The 20008-nt window shown below is 69.1% G+C and carries 14 protein-coding genes; 7 read left to right on the top strand and 7 right to left on the bottom strand.

Annotation, left to right across the window (positions count from 1 at the left end):
- The 6 genes from AQ610_RS16325 (at position 1) to nagE (ending at position 10930) form a co-directional block, all read left to right on the top strand.
- Entirely contained in the window at positions 1–3198 is a 3198-nt protein-coding gene (locus AQ610_RS16325) for an error-prone DNA polymerase (protein ID WP_006024452.1), read from the top strand.
- 295 nt (positions 3199–3493) lie between these two features.
- Positions 3494–4228: a GntR family transcriptional regulator gene (locus AQ610_RS16320; protein WP_006024453.1), complete on the top strand. Its 735-nt coding sequence runs from the start codon at positions 3494–3496 to the stop codon at positions 4226–4228.
- A 100-nt stretch (positions 4229–4328) separates the two neighbouring features.
- Positions 4329–5432 (top strand): N-acetylglucosamine-6-phosphate deacetylase, encoded by a 1104-nt coding sequence (gene nagA, locus AQ610_RS16315; RefSeq protein ID WP_006024454.1) that lies wholly within the window; start codon positions 4329–4331, stop codon positions 5430–5432.
- Positions 5425–6432, top strand: coding sequence for an SIS domain-containing protein (locus AQ610_RS16310; RefSeq protein WP_006024455.1), 1008 nt, complete (start codon positions 5425–5427; stop codon positions 6430–6432). Before nagA ends, AQ610_RS16310 begins: the two co-directional genes overlap by 8 nt.
- A 57-nt stretch (positions 6433–6489) precedes the next feature.
- Positions 6490–9054: a phosphoenolpyruvate--protein phosphotransferase gene (ptsP, locus tag AQ610_RS16305; protein ID WP_006024456.1), complete on the top strand. Its 2565-nt coding sequence runs from the start codon at positions 6490–6492 to the stop codon at positions 9052–9054.
- Between the two features lie 106 nt (positions 9055–9160).
- Positions 9161–10930 carry an N-acetylglucosamine-specific PTS transporter subunit IIBC gene (nagE, locus tag AQ610_RS16300; protein WP_010676297.1) on the top strand — a complete coding sequence of 590 codons (1770 nt, stop codon included), beginning with the start codon at positions 9161–9163 and terminating at the stop codon, positions 10928–10930.
- Positions 10931–11117: 187 nt separating this feature from the next.
- On the opposite strand, the gene AQ610_RS16295 is transcribed toward nagE, so the two are convergent.
- The 3 genes from AQ610_RS16295 to AQ610_RS16290 all read right to left on the bottom strand — a co-directional run bounded on the left by AQ610_RS16295 (position 11118) and on the right by AQ610_RS16290 (position 15505).
- Entirely contained in the window at positions 11118–13628 is a 2511-nt protein-coding gene (locus tag AQ610_RS16295) for a beta-N-acetylhexosaminidase (RefSeq protein ID WP_043281986.1), read from the bottom strand.
- Between the two features lie 214 nt (positions 13629–13842).
- Entirely contained in the window at positions 13843–14193 is a 351-nt protein-coding gene (locus AQ610_RS33870) for a hypothetical protein (protein WP_080594882.1), read from the bottom strand.
- A 463-nt stretch (positions 14194–14656) separates the two neighbouring features.
- Positions 14657–15505: an AraC family transcriptional regulator gene (locus AQ610_RS16290; protein ID WP_010676299.1), complete on the bottom strand. Its 849-nt coding sequence runs from the start codon at positions 15503–15505 to the stop codon at positions 14657–14659.
- Between AQ610_RS16290 and AQ610_RS16285 the strand changes: the two genes are divergently transcribed.
- Entirely contained in the window at positions 15476–16306 is an 831-nt protein-coding gene (locus AQ610_RS16285) for an oxidoreductase (protein WP_006024461.1), read from the top strand. The two genes, AQ610_RS16290 and AQ610_RS16285, sit on opposite strands and share 30 nt — an antisense overlap.
- A 311-nt stretch (positions 16307–16617) precedes the next feature.
- On the opposite strand, the gene cydX is transcribed toward AQ610_RS16285, so the two are convergent.
- From cydX to cydP, 4 genes are all read right to left on the bottom strand, one after another.
- The gene (cydX, locus tag AQ610_RS16280; protein ID WP_004550904.1) at positions 16618–16716 is read right to left on the bottom strand and encodes a cytochrome bd-I oxidase subunit CydX; all 99 of its coding nucleotides are present in this window, start codon (positions 16714–16716) and stop codon (positions 16618–16620) included.
- An 81-nt stretch (positions 16717–16797) separates the two neighbouring features.
- Complete coding sequence (gene cydB, locus AQ610_RS16275) at positions 16798–17934, bottom strand: cytochrome d ubiquinol oxidase subunit II (RefSeq protein WP_006024465.1); 1137 nt, start codon at positions 17932–17934, stop codon at positions 16798–16800.
- Between the two features lie 37 nt (positions 17935–17971).
- Positions 17972–19567, bottom strand: coding sequence for a cytochrome ubiquinol oxidase subunit I (locus tag AQ610_RS16270; protein ID WP_006024466.1), 1596 nt, complete (start codon positions 19565–19567; stop codon positions 17972–17974).
- Complete coding sequence (cydP, locus tag AQ610_RS16265) at positions 19557–19841, bottom strand: cytochrome oxidase putative small subunit CydP (RefSeq protein WP_006024467.1); 285 nt, start codon at positions 19839–19841, stop codon at positions 19557–19559. Before cydP ends, AQ610_RS16270 begins: the two co-directional genes overlap by 11 nt.
- Between the last annotated feature and the right edge of the window lie 167 nt (positions 19842–20008).

Raw genomic sequence — 20008 nt, 5'->3', positions numbered from 1 at the left:
ATGGATTCGCCGTTCAAGAGCCTGCCCGATTACGCGGAGCTGTTCTGCCGGTCGAACTTCTCGTTCCTGCACGGCGCATCGTCGGCGGAAGAGCTCGTCGAGCGCGCAAAGAAGCAGGGCTATCGCGGCATCGCGATCACCGACGAATGCTCGCTCGCCGGGGCGCCGCGCATGCACGTCGCGGCGAAGGCGCAGGGGTTGCCGCTCGTCGTCGGCGCGTACTTCGACGTGACGCCGGACGACGTCGCGCCGGGCCGCGATCCGGGGCCCGGCACGTTCGGCCTCGTGCTGCTCGCGCAGAACCGGGAGGGCTACGGCAACCTCTCCGAGCTGATTTCGTGGCGGCGGATGGACGCGCCCAAAGGCACCTACCGGCTCACGCCGCGCATGCTCGCCGCGCCGCCGCCGCCGTTCGCGCATCTGCGCGGCGTGCCCGACTGCTTCGCGATTCTCGTGCCGACGTATCCGGCGCGCGCCGACGTGCTCGACGCGCAACTCGCGTGGTTCGACGCGCTGTTCGGCGAGCGCGCGCGGCTCGGGCTCGTCCAGTTGCAGCGCGCGCTCGACGGCGCGCATCGCGAGGAAGTCCGGGCGGCGGGCGAGCGGCGCGGGATGCGCCTCGTCGCGCTCGGCGACGTGACGATGCACATCCGCTCGTGCAAGCCGCTGCAGGACACGATGACGGCGATCAGGCTCGGGATGCCGATTGCCGAATGCGGCCATGCGCTCGCGCCGAACGCGGAGCAGCACTTGCGCACGCGCCAGCGGATCGCGCAGTTGTTTCCGGCCGACGCGGTCGCGCAGACGTGCCGGATGCTCGACGCATGCGCTTTCTCGCTCGACGAGCTGCGCTACGAATATCCGCATGAAATCGTTCCCGCAGGGCATACGCCGGCGAGCTATCTGGCGCAGGAAACCTGGGCGGGCGCGCGCGAGCGCTATCCCAGCGGCATGCCGGAAACGGTGCGAAAAAGAATCGAGTACGAACTCGCGCTGATCGCCGAGCTGAACTACGAGCCGTATTTCCTGACGGTCTACGACATCGTCCAATACGCGCGCAGCAAGAACATCCTGTGCCAGGGGCGCGGCTCGGCGGCGAACTCGGTCGTCTGCTATTGCCTGCACGTGACCGAGGTGGACCCCGAGCGCAGCACGCTGCTGTTCGAGCGCTTCATCAGCCGCGAGCGCGGCGAGCCGCCCGACATCGACGTCGACTTCGAGCATCAGCGCCGCGAGGAGGTCATCCAGTATCTCTACGAGAAATACGGCCACGACCGCGCGGCGCTCGCGGCGGCCGTATCGACCTATCGCCCGCGCGGCGCGCTGCGCGAGACCGGCAAGGCGCTCGGCGTCGATCCGATGCTCGTCGAGCGGGTCGCGAAGGCGCATCGCTGGTTCGACGGCAGCCGCGATCTGCTCGCGCGCTTCGAGTCGGTCGGGCTCGATCCGGACACGCCGCTCATTGGCGCGTGGGCCGAACTCGCCGCGCGGCTGCTGAACTTTCCGCGCCACCTGTCGCAGCACTCGGGCGGCTTCGTGGTGAGCCGCGGCAAGCTCACGCGGCTCGTGCCGGTCGAGAACGCGGCGATGGAGGGGCGGCGCGTGATCCAGTGGGACAAGGACGATCTGGAGGCGCTCGGGCTGATGAAGGTCGACGTGCTCGCGCTCGGCATGCTGTCCGCGCTGCATCGCGCGTTCGACATGGTCACGGCGTGGCGCGGCGCGCGGGATGGCAAGCCGTTCGGAATGGCGCACATCGAGCAGGGCGACGTGAAGACGTACGACATGATTTGCCGCGCGGACACGGTCGGCGTGTTCCAGATCGAGTCGCGCGCGCAGATGTCGATGCTGCCGCGCCTGCGGCCGCGCAACTATTACGATCTCGTGATCGAGGTCGCGATCGTGCGGCCGGGGCCGATCCAGGGCGGCGCGGTGCATCCGTACCTGAAGCGGCGGCAAGGGCTCGAGCCCGTCACGTATCCGAAGGCCGATCTGAAGGAGGCGCTCGAGCGCACGCGCGGCGTGCCGATCTTCCAGGAGCAGGTGATGCAGATCGCGATCATCGCCGCGGGCTTCACGCCCGGCGAGGCCGACGAGCTGCGCCGGGCGATGGCCGCGTGGAAGCGCAAGGGCAATATCGAGCAGTACCGGCGCAAGATCGTCGACGGCATGCGCGAGCGCGACTATCCGCCCGAATTCGCCGAGCAGATCTTCGAGCAGATCAAGGGCTTTGGCGAATACGGCTTTCCGGAGAGCCACGCGGCGAGCTTCGCGCATCTCGTCTACGCAAGTAGCTGGCTCAAGTGCCACGAGCCGGCGATCTTTCTCGCCGCGCTCCTGAACAGCCAGCCGATGGGCTTCTATCCGCCCGCGCAGCTCGTGCAGGACGCGAAGCGCCACGGCGTGACGGTGCTGCCGATCGACGCGACGAAGAGCGACTGGGAAGCGTCGCTCGAAGCGCGGCCCGGCGCGGCGCCGCCCGACGGCGGGCCGTCGGTGCGGCTCGGCCTGTCGCTCGTGCGCGGGCTGGGCGAGGAGGCCGCGCGGCGGATCGAGGCGGCGCGCGCGGCGGGGCCGTTCGCGAGCGTCGACGAACTCGCGCGCCGCGCGCGCCTCGAGCGCCGCGATCTCGAGGCGCTCGCCGCCGCGAACGCGTTCGCGACGCTCGCCGGCAATCGCCGCGATGCGCTGTGGCAGGCGGTCGCCGCCGTGCCGGAGCGCGGCCTGCTCGCCGCCGCGCCGATCGACGAAGCGGTGAGGCCGGCGCTCGGCGCGCCGGCCGAGGCCGACGACGTGTTCGCCGACTATCACACGATCGGCCTCACGCTGAACCGGCATCCGGTCGCGCTGCTGCGGCCCGCGCTCGATGCGCGGCGGCTGTCGTCCGCCGCGGCGCTGCGCGATCGCCGCAACGGCCAGCTCGCGCGCGCGTGCGGGCTCGTGACCGCGCGGCAGATGCCGGGCACGGCGAAGGGCGTGCTGTTCGTCACGCTCGAGGACGAGACGGGCAGCGTGAACGTGATCGTCCGGCCGGAGCTGCTCGAGCGGCAGCGGCGCGAGACGCTCGATTCGCGGCTGCTCGCGGTGTCGGGCGTCTGGCAGTGCGAGAGCGATGTCCGGCATCTCGTCGCGCAATATCTGGAGGATCTGACGCCGCTGATCGCGGGATTGCGAACCGAGAGCCGCGAATTCCATTGACCGGCCGCGAATCGATGCATACCAATGCGCAACACTGGTGCTATTTCGGTATCTATTCGGCCGAAATCCGGCTTGCTCCAACCCCCGTGTCCAGCGGCCGGTCTTTGGCATGCGGGTAAATACCTATCCAGAAATATCCTGTAAATAAAGGGCTTCGACACGTCGAGGCCCTTGGCTGACAACACTTTCCGGCGAGCCTGCATTCCGGTTTCGATCAAATTGACTGGTATTATTTTGGTTATATAATGGCCTCGCTTTTCGGACGACGCCCTCCCGTTTTCGTACCCGGAGACCTATGGACATCGGCTGGTCGGCGCTGGCGCCCGACGCCCGCAGCGACACCCCGCTCTACCTGCAGCTCGCCCGCAATCTCGCGGGCGCGATTCACGGCGGCGCCTGGCGCGCCGGCGAAGCGCTGCCGTCCGAGCGCGGCTTGTCGGCGGGGGCGGGCGTGTCGCGCATCACCGTGCGCCGCGCGCTCGCGCTCCTCGTCGAGCAGGGCCTCATCCGGCGCGCGCGCGGCGCGGGCAGCTTCATCACGCCGCGCGTCGCGGATCCGCTGTCGCGGCTCGTCGGGTTCACCGCGAAGATGCGCCAGCGCGGCTTCGCGCCCGATTCGGTGTGGCTCGTGCGCAGCCTGCGCGCCGCGAGCCGCGACGAGCTCGCGCGCTTCAGCCTGTCGCCCGGCGCGACGGTCGCGCGCCTCGAGCGGCTGCGGCGCGCGGACGGCGTCGTGATGGCGTACGAGCGCTCGACGCTGCCCGCGACCTGCGTGCCCGAGCCGCAGGCGCTCGAAGGGTCGCTGTACGGCTACCTGCGGTCGCGCGGTCTCGACGTGGTGCGCGCGTCGCAGCGCTTTCGCGCGGTGAATGCGGCGGCCGACGTCGCACAGTGGCTCGGCCTCGTGCCGGGCGCGGCGCTCCTCGTCATCACGCGGATCGGTTACGGCGCCGATCGGCGGGCGATCGAAGCGACCGAAACCTATTGCCGCGACGATTACTACGATTTCGTCGCCGAGCTGAAACGCTGACACGACAGACTGTCCGCGGCAGCCCGGACGACTGGCAAGCCCTCTCGCAAGCAGCAAGCGGTACCGACCCCATACGCATCACCAGATATCAGAGAACGTCATGCTGACCGGAAACATACTGACCGCCGAAGGCTGGATTCACGGCACGCTCGAATTCGAGAACGGCCGGATCACGGCGCTGTCGGGCGACGCGACGGACCCGTCGAAGAACGATGCGCCCTACATCCTGCCCGGCTTCATCGACCTGCACGTGCACGGCGCGGGCGGCGCGGACGTGATGGAGGGCGGCGACGCGATCGAGACGATCGCGCGCACGCATGCGCGCTACGGCACGACGAGCCTGCTCGCGACGACGATGACCGCGCCGCGCGACGAGCTGATGCGCGTCGTCGCGAACCTGGGCGACGTCGCGCGCACGCGCACGCCGGGCGGCTCGCGCGTGCTCGGCGTGCATCTCGAAGGCCCGTACATCAATCCCGGCAAGCTCGGCGCGCAGCCGGACGCGGCGGTGTCCGCGGTGCTCGACGAGGTGCTGAAGTACCTGTCGATCGCGCCGATCCGCGTCGTCACGCTCGCGCCGGAGATTTCCGGGCACGTCGAGATCATCTCGGAGATGGCCGCGCGCGGCGTGCGCGTGCAGCTCGGCCATTCGCTCGGCACGTACGACGACGCGGTCGCCGCGCTCAAGCACGGCGCCTGCGGCTTCACGCACCTGTTCAACGCGATGTCGCCGCTGCATCACCGCAATCCCGGCATCGTCGGCGCGGCGCTCGCGCACGCCGAATACGCGGAGATCATCCCGGACCTCCTGCACGTGCATCCGGGCGCGATCCGCGCGGCGCTGCGCGCGATTCCGCGCCTGTACGTGGTGACCGACAGCACGTCGGCCACCGGCATGCCCGACGGCGAATACCGGCTCGGCAGCCAGCGCGTGACGAAGTGCCTGGGCGGCGTGCGTCTTGCCGACGGCACGCTCGCCGGCAGCACGCTGACGATGGATCAGGCGCTGCGCAATCTCGTGTCGCTCGGCCTGCCGATCGCCGACGTGTCGAACCGGATGTCGCGCTACGCGGCCGACTACCTCGGGCTCGCCGATCGCGGCCGCATCGCGCGCGGCGCGTGGGCCGACGTCGTCGTGTTCGATCGCGAACTGAATCTGGCCGCAACCTTCGTCGAAGGAGAATCGATTGTCGAATATGCTTAACGAGGCGCGCGAGTCGGCGCGAGTCGTCGCCGCGCAGCTTGCGGACACGCGCCGCGTCGAGACGCTCGCGCTCCACCTCGCGGCGCACACGCCGCAGGTCGCGCTCACTGTCGCGCGCGGCAGCTCCGATCACGCGGCGAGCTACTTCGCGAGCCTGACGATGAGCCGCCTCGGCGTGCCCGTCGCGTCGCTGCCGATGTCGGTCGCGACGCTGCAGCAGGCGCCGCTGAAAGTGCGGGGCCAGCTCGCGCTCGCGTTCTCGCAATCGGGCAAGAGCCCGGATCTCGTCAACACGATGGCCGCGCTGCGCGACGCGGGCGCGCTGACGGTGGCGGCCGTCAACGTGCTGCCGTCGCCGCTCGCGCACGCGTGCGAGCACCCGTTGCCGCTCCTCGCCGGCCCCGAGCTGTCGGTCGCCGCGACGAAGAGCTATATCGCGATGCTGTCGCTCGCCGCGCAGCTCGTCGCGTTCTGGCAGCGCGACGCCGCGCTCGTGTCCGCGCTGCGCGGCCTGCCCGACTCGCTCGACGAGGCGGGCCGGCTCGACTGGTCGGGCGCCGTCGACGAGCTGTGCGACGTCGAGCGGATGATCGTGATCGGCCGCGGGCTCGGCCTCGCGATTGCGCAGGAGGCGGCGCTCAAGCTGAAGGAGACCTCGGGCATCCAGGCCGAGGCGTTCTCGAGCGCCGAAGTGCGGCACGGCCCGATGGAACTGATCGACCGCGACTATCCGCTCCTCGTGTTCGCGCCGCCCGGGCCGGAACAGGAGGGCCTGCTGCAGCTCGCGCGCGACATGCGCGCGCGCGGCGCGCGCGTGCTGCTCGCCGCGCCGGCGGGCACGCCCGATGCGACGCTGCCGCTCGCGCGCACCGCGCATGCGGCGCTCGATCCGATCGCCGCGATCCTGTCGTTCTACGTGATGGCGGCCGGGCTCGCGCTCGCGCGCGGCCGCGATCCCGATGCGCCGCGCCATCTGCACAAAGTCACCGAAACACACTGACGATCTGACGATCACCGACGAGACGAGACAGCCATGAGACGTGCCGAGGAGTCACAGTTGAAGCAACAAGCATCCCACGACCAGATCGTGCTGGTCGCTCCGCTGACGGGGCCCGTCGTGCCGCTCGCCGACGTGCCCGACCCCGTGTTCTCGGGCGGCATGTTCGGCGACGGCATCGGCATCGATCCGCTCGAGGGTCGGCTGCTCGCGCCGTGCGCGGGCGTCGTGTCGCACGTCGCGCGCACGGGCCACGCGGTGACGGTCGCGGCCGACGGCGGCGCGGAGATCCTGCTGCACATCGGCATCGACACGGTCGAGCTGAACGGGCTCGGCTTCTCGGCGAAGATCGCCGAAGGCGCGCGCGTTTCGGCGGGCGATCTGCTGATCGAGTTCGATCAGGACGCGATCGCGCGCGCCGCGCACAGCCTCGTATCGGTGATCGCGATCGCGAATTCGGATGCGTTCGAAGTCGTCGGGCGCGCGGGCGCGGGCGTCGCGAAGGCGGGCGAGACGCCGCTGCTCACGCTGCGCGCGCGCGGCGCGGCGGCAAGCGCGGGTTCGGCGGCAGGCTCCGCAGGCCCCGCCGCCGAAGCGCGCAAGTCGATCACGCTCACGCAGCCGGGCGGCCTGCACGCGCGGCCGGCCGCGCGCGCGCGCGAAGCGGCGCGCGGGCTCGACGCGCACGTCGACGTGCATTTCGAAGGGCGCAAGGCGGCGCTGCAGAGCGTCGTCGGGCTGCTTGGCCTCGGCGCGGGCGAGCACGCGACGATCGAGCTCGTCGCCACGGGCCGCGACGCGGCGAAGGCGGTCGAGCTCGTCGCGCACGAGCTGCTGCGCGAAGCGCACGGCGAAGCCGAGGAGAAGCCGGCGCGCGTCGTGTCGCCCGCCCCCGTCATCGCGAGCGGTGGCCACGCGCCGCTCGATCCGAACACGCTCGCGGGCGTGTGCGCGGCGCCCGGCATCGCGCTCGGCGCGCTCGTGCGCTGGGACGACGCGGACATCGCGCCGCCCGAGTTCGCGAGCGGCACGCCCGCGGCCGAGAGCCGGCTGCTCGACCGCGCGCTCGCCGAAGTCGACGCGCAGCTCGAGACGACGGTGCGCGAAGCGTCGAAGCGCGGCGCGATCGGCGAAGCCGGCATCTTCGCCGTGCACCGCGTGCTGCTCGAGGACCCGGCGCTCGTCGACGCCGCGCGCGACCTGATCAGCCTCGGCAAGAGCGCGGGCTACGCGTGGCGCGAGACGATCCGCGCGCAGACGGCTGTGCTCGCCGACGTCGACGACGCGCTCCTCGCCGAGCGCGCGGCCGATCTGCGCGACATCGACAAGCGCGTGCTGCGCGCGCTCGGCTACGCGAGCGCGACTGCGCGCGAGTTGCCGGCCGAGGCGGTGCTCGCGGCGGAGGAGTTCACGCCGTCCGATCTTGCGTCGCTCGATCGCGAGCGCGTGACGGCGCTCGTGATGGCGCGCGGCGGCGCGACCTCGCATGCGGCGATCATCGCGCGCCAGCTCGGCATTCCGTCGCTCGTCGCGGTCGGCGACGCGCTGTATGCGATTCCGCAGCGCACGCAGGTCGTCGTCGACGCGAGCGCGGGCCGCCTCGAGTACGCGCCGACCGCGCTCGACGTCGAGCGCGCGCGCCACGAGCGGCAGCGTCTTGCCGGCGTGCGCGAGGCGAACCGGCGGATGTCGGGCGAAGCGGCGGTGACGCGCGACGGCCACAGGATCGAGGTCGCCGCGAACATCGCGACGCTCGACGACGCGCGCGTCGCGGTCGACAACGGCGCCGACGCGGTCGGCCTGCTGCGCACCGAGCTGATGTTCATCCACCGGCAGGCGGCGCCGACGACGTCCGAGCATCGGCAGAGCTATCAATCGATCGTCGACGCGCTGCAAGGGCGCACCGCGATCATCCGCACGCTCGACGTCGGCGCGGACAAGGAAGTCGATTACCTGACGCTGCCGCCCGAGCCGAACCCGGCGCTCGGCCTGCGCGGGATCCGTCTCGCGCAGGTGCGCCCCGATCTGCTCGACGATCAGTTGCAGGGCCTCCTTTCGGTGAAGCCGTACGGCTCGGTGCGAATCCTGCTGCCGATGGTGACGGACGTCGGAGAGCTCGTGCGGATCAGGAAGCGCATCGACGATTTTGCGCGCGCGATGGGCCGCGAGCAGCCCGTCGAAGTCGGCGTGATGATCGAGGTGCCGTCGGCCGCGCTCCTCGCGGATCAACTCGCGAAGCACGCGGATTTCCTGTCGATCGGCACGAACGACCTTACGCAATACACGCTCGCGATGGACCGCTGCCAGGCGGATCTCGCCGCGCAGGCGGACGGCCTGCATCCGGCCGTGCTGCGGCTCGTCGACGCGACCGTGCGCGGCGCCGGCAAGCATGGCAAGTGGGTCGGCGTGTGCGGCGCGCTCGGCGGCGATCCGGTGGCGGTGCCGGTGCTCGTCGGCCTCGGCGTGACGGAATTGTCGGTGGACCCGGTGTCGGTGCCGGGCATCAAGGCGCAGGTGCGCCATCTCGATTACCAGTTGTGCCGCCAGCGCGCGCAAGACCTGCTCGCGCTCGAATCGGCGCAGGCGGTGAGGGCAGCAAGCCGCGAGATCTGGCCGGCGGAATGACGCACGTCCGTCGTCCGGCGAATCGCGCGCGTTTCAAGCACGTTTCAATCGAAGAGACCTGATCAACTATTCAACGACGAGACACGATAAAGGATTGGAGGATCGAATGGACGGGAATCCGTTTCTGAAAATACAGAGCCTCGGCAGGGCGCTGATGCTGCCGATCGCGGTGCTGCCGGTGGCGGGCATCCTGCTGCGCCTCGGGCAGCAGGACGTGCTCAACATCAAGATGATCGCCGACGCGGGCGGCGCGATCTTCGACAACCTGCCGCTGCTGTTCGCGATCGGCGTCGCGGTGGGCTTCGCGAAGGACAACAACGGCGTCGCGGCGCTCGCGGGCGCGATCGGCTACCTGATCGAAGTCGCGATCATGAAGGACATCGATCCGAAGCTGAACATGGGCGTGCTGTCCGGGATCATCGCGGGCGTCGTCGCGGGGCTCCTGTACAACCGCTACAAGGACATCAAGCTGCCCGACTACCTCGCGTTCTTCGGCGGCAAGCGCTTCGTGCCGATCATCACGGGGCTCGCGTGCGTCGTGCTCGGGGTCGTGTTCGGCTACGCATGGCAGCCGGTCCAGCACGCGATCGACGCGATCGGCCAGTGGCTGCTGACGGCAGGCGCGATCGGCACGTTCGTCTACGGGTTCCTGAACCGCCTGCTGCTCGTCACGGGCTTGCACCACATCATCAATTCGCTCGTCTGGTTCGTGTTCGGCACGTTCACGCCGGCGTCGGGCGGCGCGGCGGTGACGGGTGACCTGCATCGCTTCTTCGCGGGCGATCCGGCCGCGGGCGGCTTCATGGCGGGCTTCTTCCCGATCATGATGTTCGGCCTGCCGGCCGCGTGTCTCGCGATGTTTCACGAGGCGCCGAAGGAGCGCCGCGCGATCGTCGGCGGCCTGCTGTTCTCGATGGCGCTCACGTCGTTCCTGACGGGCGTGACCGAGCCGATCGAGTTCAGCTTCATGTTCCTCGCGCCCGTGCTCTACGTGATCCACGCGGTGCTGACGGGGCTCTCGCTCGCGATCTGCCAGTTGCTCGGCGTGAAGCTCGGCTTCACGTTCTCGGCGGGCGCGATCGACTACGTGCTGAACTACGGGCTGTCGACGAAGGGCTGGATCGCCATCCCGCTCGGCCTCGCGTATGGCGTCGCCTACTACGGCCTCTTCCGCTTCTTCATCCGCAAGTTCAACATGGCGACGCCGGGCCGCGAACCGGCGGGCGCCGACGCGCAGGCGCAGTCGTTCGCGTCGGGCGGCTTCGTCGCGCCGACGGCGGGCGCTTCGGTGCCGCGCGCGCAGCGCTACATCGCGGCGCTCGGCGGCGCGGCGAACCTGTCGGTCGTCGATGCGTGCACGACGCGGCTGCGGCTGTCCGTCGTCGATCCGGACAAGGTGTCCGAAGCGGATCTGCGCACGATCGGCGCGCGCGGCGTGTTGAAGCGCGGCGGCAGCAGCGTGCAGGTGATCATCGGGCCGGAGGCGGACCTCATCGCCGACGAGATCCGCTCGACGCTCGGCAGCGGCGCGACGTCATTTCCGGCAACGGCAACTGCAACGGCTGCGCCGGCCGCTGCCGCAACGGCGGCGGGCGCGCAGGCGGGCCCGCTCGATCCGGAACCGACGCGCTGGCTCGCGGTGTTCGGCGGCGCGACGAACGTGGCGTCGCTCGATGCGGTCGCGGCGACGCGCCTGCGCGTCGTCGTGCGCGATCCGTCGGCGGTCGATCGCCAGCGCCTCGCGACGCTCGACGTCGCGTGGGTCGCGAGCGACACGTTCCACATCGTCTGCGGCCCGTCGGCGCCGCGCTATGCGCAGCAGCTCGCGGCGCGTCTGCCTTCGTCGGACGGCGGCGCGGCGGCGCAGCCCGCCTGACGCGACGGCGGGGCGGCCGAATCCGCGATGCGGGTTCGGCTTCGATCGGGCAATGCGGCAAACGGCTTGCGATATTCGCGAGCCGTTTTTTCTTCGGTGTGGGGTGGTTGGCGCGAGTTGTCTTTGCGTGACGAACGACGAACGACGAGCCGGGCGACGCGCACGCAGCGCATCGCCCGGCCGCCCGTCATTCGCCCGTCAGCGTGAACGTCGGCTTGCGATAGCCGATGCCCGCGCGCTCGAGCTTCGGCAGCTCGCGCTGCTTGAGCAGCGTCGCGAAGCCCGCCCAGTCGCGCTCGAGCGCGGCCGTGTCGACATGATGCGTGTCGCCGAGCCTGTAGCGCACGCCGGCCGCGTAGGGCAGTTCCCAGTCGGCCTTGTGCCACGCGCGTTCGGCGAGCGCGAGCAGGCGCGGATACACCATATATTCGAGCAGTGGCCCGTTGCGCATCACCTCGCCCCACGCCTGCCCCTGTATGCCCTCGATGCTCGGCGCCGCGCCCGCGCTCGTCACCTCGAACGGGTTGCCGTCGCGATCGCCGAATACCTCGGCGTTCTGCGGCAGGTTCTCCGGCGCGAGCGAGAACACCTTGTACTCGTCCGTCGCCTGCGAGCCCCAGTAGTAGCCGCGCTCGCGCGGATTGCGCGTGTACGGAAAATCGAAGTACAGGTAGTCGGGCAGCGCGAGCACGGTCCGGTAGCCCTTCGCGCTCAGATCGCGCGCGCTGTCGGACGCGCCCCAGAAGATCGTGTCCCACAGCGACACCATCACGCTGCGCGTGCTGAAATCCTGCGGCCCGCTCGCGTGCTTGATGCCGTCCTGCCATGCGGCCATCGTGCCGATTCCGTTCGCGTTGACGACGGCGCTGACCTGCTTCGCGAAGCGCGTCGGCAGCTCGTCGATCGATTTGATCTCGCCGCGCCGAAGCAGCGCCGTACAGGCGGGCGAGCGCGCCCACGGCTTGTCCTGCGCGGCAAGATCGACGCGGCCCTTGCCGGGATCGGCGCCGTCGAGCGGCTGGAAGCCCGCGCCGAGCAGGATGTTCTTCGCCTCGTCGCCGCCGAAGTGCCAGATCCGCAGCGGCGCTTGCGCGTCCGCGTGCATCGACGCGATCTCGCGGATCACCTTCGACGCGAAGTTCAGCGCGCCCGGCATGCACGGGTTCAGATCGCTGCGCCGGTCGTAGAACTGCACGGTCAGCAGGTTCGACGTGTCCTGCGGATCGAGCAGGCGGTACGCGTTCGCTTCCTGCTCTCGCCCCGCCGCATGCAGGCGGCGATAGCGCGCCTCCATCGACACGACGGCCGCGCGCGAGTGCGCGGGCATGTCGATCTCGGGGATCACTTCGACGAAGCGCTCGGCCGCGTAGCGCAGCAGCGCGACGTAATCGTCGCGCGTCAGATAGCCGCCGCCCGAGCGGTTGTCCGGACCGGAGCCGAGCTGCGGCAGCAGGCAGCGCGTCTCGCCCGGATCGTGGCAGCGGCGCGCGCCGACGTCGGTCAGCTCCGGCAGGCCGGGAATCTCGATGCGCCAGCCCTCGTCGTCGGACAGGTGCAGATGCAGCCGGTTGAGCTTGTATGCGCTCATCTGGTCGATCAGCCGGCGCAGCGTCGCGGGCGGCTTGAAGTTGCGCGCGAGGTCGACGTGCATCCCGCGATGCGTGAAGCGCGGCGCGTCTTCGATCAGCATCGCGGGCACCGTCGCGCCGCCCGCCGGCACGAGCGAGAAGAGCGTCTGCACGCCGTAGTAGAGGCCCGCGCGATCGTAACCCTCGATGAACGCGCCGCGCGGGCCAATCGCGAGCCGGTAGCCGCCTGGCACCGCGATGTCGGCGGGCAGCCGGCGCGGCGCGACGGCGCCCCACACGGGCACGCGCGCGCCGTCGAGGCCGAGCGTGCCCGCGCGGTCGCGCAGCGCGGCGACCTGCGCGGAAGGCAACTCCGGCAGCGTCAGCTCGACGCCGCGCAGATCGAGCGCGCCGGACAGCGTGCGCTGCCTCTTCACGCTCGGCAGCGCGCGGTTCGCGACCGGCTGCGCGGCAGCGGGCGGCGCATTGCCGGGCGAGTTGTTCTGCGCGTCGGCGGGCAGCGTTTCGACGTAGCGCAGCTCGTCGTCGGTATCGTCGTAGCGGAGCACTGCGGGCGCCGCGCCGTCGACGACCACGTACGGGCGGGGGATCACGTCGCTGTAGCGGCGCAGCCAGTATTCGGCGACGAATGGCAACTCGATCCGCTCGCCCTGCGCGAGCCGCACCGTGCCCGGCTGCGGCGTCAGCTCGTACAGATCGCCCGTCAGATGGCGCAGCGTGAAGCCGGGGCGGTCGATCCTGAGCAGCCGGCGGATGCTGTGCAGATAGAGCTTCCAGCCGCCGTCGGTGAGGGGCGGGTGGCCGCGATTCTGCAGGATCAGGCGGCCCGTCGCGCAGCTTGCCCAGTCCGCGCCGAGATCGGCGCACGGCACGCCGGCGGACGCCGCGTGATTGTTGTCGACGGCGACGCGCACCGCGAGGCCGTTCGCGAGCAGTGCGGCGAGCTCGGCGGGCGTGGCGGGCGCGGACGCGGGGGGAGCGGCGGCGGCTGTCGCGGTCACGGCCGCGCCGGTCGTGGCTCGCGCGGGCGGTTGCGCGCGCGAGGCCGCCGGCAATAGCGCCGTCGCGGCCAATAACGCGGCGCACAGGGAATGCGAGATTCGGTTCATGGGGGTTCCTTGGCAAAAATCGGCGATACGACGCCGGGGAAATACGTCGCTGCGATCGGGTCTTTCAAGGAAGCTGCGGGGAAGGCTCGGGAGCCGCGCGCGGGAAGGGAGGGGCGAAGCGGGGCCGCACGCGCGAGCGCGCGTCACGGGTCGGGTTCCGGGCGATCGTGCCGGTCGGGGCGGCGGCGCGTGCGCGTGGGCGCGGACGGATTCATCAGCGCCGCCGCGCGGACGAGGAAGGGGGGACGGCATTTGCGATGGCGCCGGTCGCCTTGGGCGCGGCGGCGCGCCGCGCGTCGAACCGGATATCGGCCGGCGCGCTGGCCGGAATGTCGACCGAAATGTTGGCGCAGGCCGTGGCCGGAATGTCGGCGTGCATGTCGGCACGAGCGGCGGCTCGCGCAACGTGGCGCGCGGGATTCGCGGAACCGGCCGCCCACGGACGGCCTGCGCCGATCATGGCCGGCCGGCGCGGCTGCAAGCTCCGCGCGCCGGCCGGGCGAGAAGCGACAAGCCCGGCCGCGCGGGCCGGACGAACCAAGCGGACCCAATGGGGTTCCTTCATGTCTCCTCCACCGACGTGGATGCGGCCGCTGAGCGGCCGTGTGTGAAAGATCTTATGAAACCTTCGATTGGTGTTCAAGTGGTATCAATTTGGAATCGAATTGGCATTTGATCGTTCAAAAAGGGCTGGATTAAATCGTGTGGCGAGCGGGGCGCGCGGTGAGGTCGAATGCGAATGCGCGAACGCGGCGGCCGAGCGCGCCCGGCGTCGGCGAAGCCGGGATGCGTGCGCGGCGAGCGGCGCGTCAAGGAAGGGGACCGAAGCCGGGACGTGGTCGAAAACGACGCGCGCCGGCGCTACGGAAAGACCGCCCGAGCGCGATGTGTCCGGGCGCGAACGCATCGCGCCGGCGCGATCGCCAGCCGGGACGAAATCGTCGCTGGCCGAAGCGCACGGCCAACGCCGAGCGCCGAGCGCAAGCGTGTTGCCCGATGACACGCTCGACGAAAGAGACGCGCGAAGCTTAGTGCGACGACACATACGTCGCGCCGTCGAACGCCTCGGGAATGGCGAAGCTCTCGCGCATGCGTTTCGCCTCTGCGGCGGGTGTCAGGTCAAAGAGTCGCTTGAACTCCCTCGTGAACTGGGACGCGCTCGTATAACCCACGGCGTGGCCCGCCGCCTCGGCGGTCAGGTCGTGACGCAACATCAGCAGTCGAGCCTGATGCAGACGCGTCGACTTCACGTATTGCATCGGTGAGACCTGCGTGATCGCCTTGAAGTGGCTGTGAAAGCTCGGGATGCTCATCCCCGCTTCCTCAGCAAGCCGGGGCACGTCGAGCGGCTGCGCATAGGCGGCGTGGATGAGGCGTAGCGATCGGCCTATTCTGCCGAACTGCCCTCGCATCGCCAGAGCCTCGCGCATCGAGCCGCCCTGGGCCCCGGTCAGCACGCGAAAGTACAGTTCGCGCAGCAACCCTTGGCCCAACACGGCGGCTTCGAGCGGCCGATGCATGGCTTCGAGAAAGCGCAACACCGACGTTTGCATCGCATCATCCAACGGCGTGGAGGTCATGCTGCGGGGCGCTTCCATGCGCTTCGGCGCGCATGCCAGATAGTGGCGCTCGTCGTACAGATAGAGCTGGTCACCGAAGTAACCGCGCTTGCGGCCCTGGCAGACGATCACGATCCCGGGATCGTACAGAACCGGCGTGCGCGACAACGCCCGGTTCGAGCGCAGGACGCGCACGCTCGGCAGCGCCGTCAAGTTGTAGCCCTCGTCCGGCGCCAGGCTGAGCAGCAGAGAGACCATGCGCTTCCGGCTTCGCGACGACAGCTCGGGATGGCGCGGGGTTGCGCGCGTGCTTCTCATGTCAGCAGCGGCTTCGGCTGGGCGCTCGCGCAGGAAGCGCTGGCGGTCGGCCACAGGGTGGTCGGTACCGTGAGAAGCGGGCAGGCATTGCGCGATTTCGCATCGCTGTCCGCGCATGCCGCATTTGGACGCGTCCTCGATGTGACTGAGTTCGACGCCATCGACGGCGTCGTGTCGGCGATCGAAGCGGACGTGGGACCTATCGACGTGCTGGTCAACAATGCCGGCTATGGCCACGAGGGCATCATGGAAGAATCGCCTTTGTCGGAGATGCGTCGACAGTTCGACGTAAACGTCTTCGGCGCGGCCGCGATGATGAAGGCCGTATTGCCCTTCATGCGCGACCGCCGGCGTGGGCGCATTCTGAACATCACGTCGATGGGCGGCCACATCACCATGCCGGGAATCGCGTATTACTGCGCAAGCAAGTTCGCGCTCGAAGGCCCTTCCGGAGCCTTGGGCAAGGAGGTCAAGCCTTTCGGCATTGCCGTGACGGCCGTGGCGCCGGGGTCGTTCCGCACCGACTGGGCCGGCCGCTCGATGACGCGAACGCCCCGCTCGATTCCGGACTACGACGACATCTTCGACCCTGTGCGCAAAGCGCGTGAGGAAAAAAGCGGCAAGCAGCCGGGAGATCCGAGGAACGCCGCGCGTGCGATGCTTGCGGCGATCGATGCGGACTGCCCGCCCGCGCATCTCCTGCTGGGCACCGATGCGCTCGGGCTCGTGCGGGGCAAGCTGTCGGCGTTGGAGAATGAGATCCGTGCGTGGGAGGCCGTCACGATCTCGACGGACGGCTGAGGCGGGATGGTGTCGGAAGGCTGTCGATAACGCCAGCCGCGCGATTCGTTTCTGGGGGGGCGCTCGTGATGCGGTGGGCGGCTGTCGACATGCAACGGCCGCTCGAGCCTCTCCCGCCCGCATCGAAAGTGAATCGCAAACGGCTATCCCGCGGAAATCCGCGAGGCATCAAAGAAAAACCCCAGCGAAAGGCGGGGGCCGTATCGGGAACGAACGCGCGGCGATTGCCCGCACCATCCGCCGCCGCGCCACATCGCGTCGCGCGCGCCCGGCACGACACAAGCCGCTCTCGGCGCACCACGCGCCAGGCGCTACGCGTCGCGCTTCTGCCGCGCTTCGAGCCACATCGCATTGATGATGCCGAACGCGAGCGCGACGCCGATGCCGAGAATCCAACTGAAGTACCACATGATCCGACTCCTTCGAAACTTGCGAAAATCGTGCGAAAGGGCCGGCCTCGCGGTGCGGCGCACGCGGCGGCCGGCCGGACATCAATACATCGAGTGCCGGTTTTCCTCGAGCGCGCTCGGCGTCACCTTGCCGCGCAGCACGCGATACACCCAGCCGGTGTAGAGCAGGACGATCGGCAGGAACACGATCACCGCGGCGAGCATCACTTCGAGCGTCAACTGGCTCGACGTCGAATCCCAGACCGTCAGGCTGCTCTTCGGATCGAGCGACGACGGCATGATGAACGGGAACATCGAGAAGCCCGCCGTCAGAATCACGCCGGTGATCATCAGGCCCGTGCAGATGAATGCGGTCTTCTCGCGCTTCGAGCCGGCGAGCAGCATCGCGAGCACGCCGCCCGCGATGCCGACGACGGGCGCGGCGATCATCCACGGATACAGGCCGTAGTTCACGAGCCAGACGCCCGGCGCCGCGGAAACCTGCTTGAGGAGCGGATTCGCGACGGTATCGACGGGGGCCGCCTGCGTGATCTGAAAGCCGTCGATGAACGAAGCGATCAGCGCGCCCGCGAGCACGAACAGCACCACGGCGACGAGCGACGACACGCGCAGCGCGATCGATGCGCGCTTTGCGATCGTGCCGTCGGTTTTCATCTTGACGAACGCGGCGCCGTGCGCGACGAGCATCGTCAGGCTCACGAGCCCGCAGAGCAGCGCGAACGGATTGAGCAGCGCCCAGAAGCTGCCGTGATAGGTGACGCGCATGTCGGTGTCGAACGCAAACGGCACGCCTTGCAGCAGGTTGCCGAACGCGACGCCGAACACGAGCGCGGGCACGAAGCCGCCCGCGAAGAGCGCCCAGTCCCAGCTCGTGCGCCAGCGCGGATCGTCGCGCTTGCTGCGGTAGTCGAAGCCGACGGGCCGGAAGAACAGCGCGAACAGCACGAGCAGCATCGCGAAGTAGAAGCCCGAGAACGACGCCGCATAGACGAGCGGCCACGCGGCGAACATCGCGCCGCCCGCGGTGATGAGCCAGACCTGGTTGCCTTCCCAGGTCGCGCCGACCGTGTTGACGATGATGCGGCGCTCGTCGTCGGTCTTGCCGAGGAACGGCAGGAGCGCGGCCACGCCCATATCGAAGCCGTCCGTCAGCGCGAAGCCGACGAGCAGTATCCCGACGAGCAGCCACCAGATCACTTTCAGAGTTGCATAGTCCATGGCGATTCCTTGTGCGAATTCGAGGGTGCCGGGGCCGTCACGCGACCGTGCCGGCGACGGCCTTCTCGAGCGGCCGCCCGGCCTGTTCGTGGTGATAGCGGCCGGTGTGCAGCGACGACGGGCCGAGCCGCGCGTACTTGAACATCAGCGTGATCTCGATGATGAAGAGCGTCGTGTAGAACAGGATGAAGCCCGCGAGGCTCAGGTACAGATCGGTGGCCGTGAGGCTCGACGCGGACAGATGCGTCGGCAGAATGCCCGCGATCGTCCACGGCTGGCGGCCCAGTTCGGCGACGACCCAGCCGAATTCGGCGGCGAGCCACGGCAGCGGAATCGCCCACACCGCATAGCGCAGGAACCAGCGGCGGTTGTCCTGCAGCAACTGGCGGCGCGCGCAGAACCAGAACGCGGCGATGAAGGTCGCGAGGAACAGGAAGCCGAGGAACACCATGATCCGGAACGAGAAGAACACGGGCGCGACGGGCGGGATCGTCTGCTTCGCCGCGGCCTTGATCTGATCCGGCGTCGCGTCGGTCACGTTCTGCGTGAACTGCTTGAGCATCAGGCCGTAGCCGAGATACTGCTTGTGCTGATCGAACGTCGCCTTCGTCTCGGCGCTCGTATCGCCCGCCTTCAGCTTCTGCAGTGCGCCGTACGCGATCATCCCGCTCTGGATGTGCTCTTCGCTGCGCTTCGCGAGATCGCGCAGGCCGACCACCGGCTCGCTGATCGAGCGCGTCACGATGAGGCCGAGCGCATACGGGATCTTGATCGCGTAATCGGTGCGCTCCGCCTCCTGGTTCGGCAGGCCGATCAGCGTGAACGACGCGGGCGCGGGCTGCGTTTCCCATTCGGATTCGATCGCGGCGAGCTTCATCTTCTGCACTTCGCCCGTCGTATAGCCGGATTCGTCGCCGAGCACGATCACGCAGAGCGTCGACGCGAGGCCGAAGCCCGCGGCAACCGCGAACGAGCGCAGTGCGAAGTCGGTGTCGCGCTTTTTCAGCAGATACCACGCGGACACGCCGAGCACGAACATCGAGGCCGTCACGTAGCCCGCCGACACCGTGTGCACGAACTTCACCTGCGCGACCGGGTTGAAGAGCACGTCGAACAGGTTCGAGAGCTCCATGCGCATCGTCTGGTAGTTGAACTCGGCGCCGACCGGATTGTTCATCCAGCCGTTCGCGACGAGGATCCACAGCGCGGACAGGTTCGAGCCGAGCGCGACGAGGAACGTGACGACAAGGTGCTGGACCTTCGACAGACGGTTCCAGCCGAAGAAGAACAGGCCGACGAACGTCGATTCGAGGAAGAACGCCATCAGCCCTTCGACGGCGAGCGGCACGCCGAAGATGTCGCCGACGTAGTGCGAGTAGTACGACCAGTTCGTGCCGAACTGGAATTCGAGCGTGATCCCCGTGGTCACGCCCATCGCGAAGTTGATCCCGAAGAGCTTGCCCCAGAACTGGGTCATGTCCTTGTAGACCTGCTTGCCCGTCATCACATAGACGGCTTCCATGATGACGAGCAGCCACGACATGCCGAGCGTCAGCGGAACGAACAGGAAATGGTAGAGCGCTGTGATGCCGAACTGCAGACGCGACAGATCGACGACTTCGCTACTTATCATGGCGGTCTCCCTCAGAGGGTGCGGATGGCGTTGCCGACAGCAATTGCGCGGCGACGACGGCAGGCGGCAATGACATGTGCTCTGCCTGCGGATGGTTGAAGAATGCGTACTTGAGCGCGACGAGCAGGATGAGCTTGAACGCCAGCACGATCGAGATGTCGCGCGCGAGAGTGGGGCCGCGCGCCCAGGCGGCGACCCGGCCGCGCCAGCCCGCCGGACGGGCGGGCGGCGCGCCGTCGGGCGACGCCTTCTTGTTGATGAAAGTCAAAGCCATGATGTCCGGGATGAAGCGATAAGCGTAAAACTGGGCCGGTCTCGCGACGTGCTTCGTGCACGTGCAGCATTTGCTGGCCGGTCCCCCCCATTGTAGGAGGCGCCCCGGAAAACCCTTAGTGCCGCGCTGCGGCACACCGTCGCGAAGCGATTGCGAAATCTTGCGCT

Source organism: Burkholderia humptydooensis, from assembly GCF_001513745.1.
Lineage (GTDB): Bacteria > Pseudomonadota > Gammaproteobacteria > Burkholderiales > Burkholderiaceae > Burkholderia > Burkholderia humptydooensis.
This window is presented reverse-complemented; position numbering and strand designations above follow the sequence as displayed.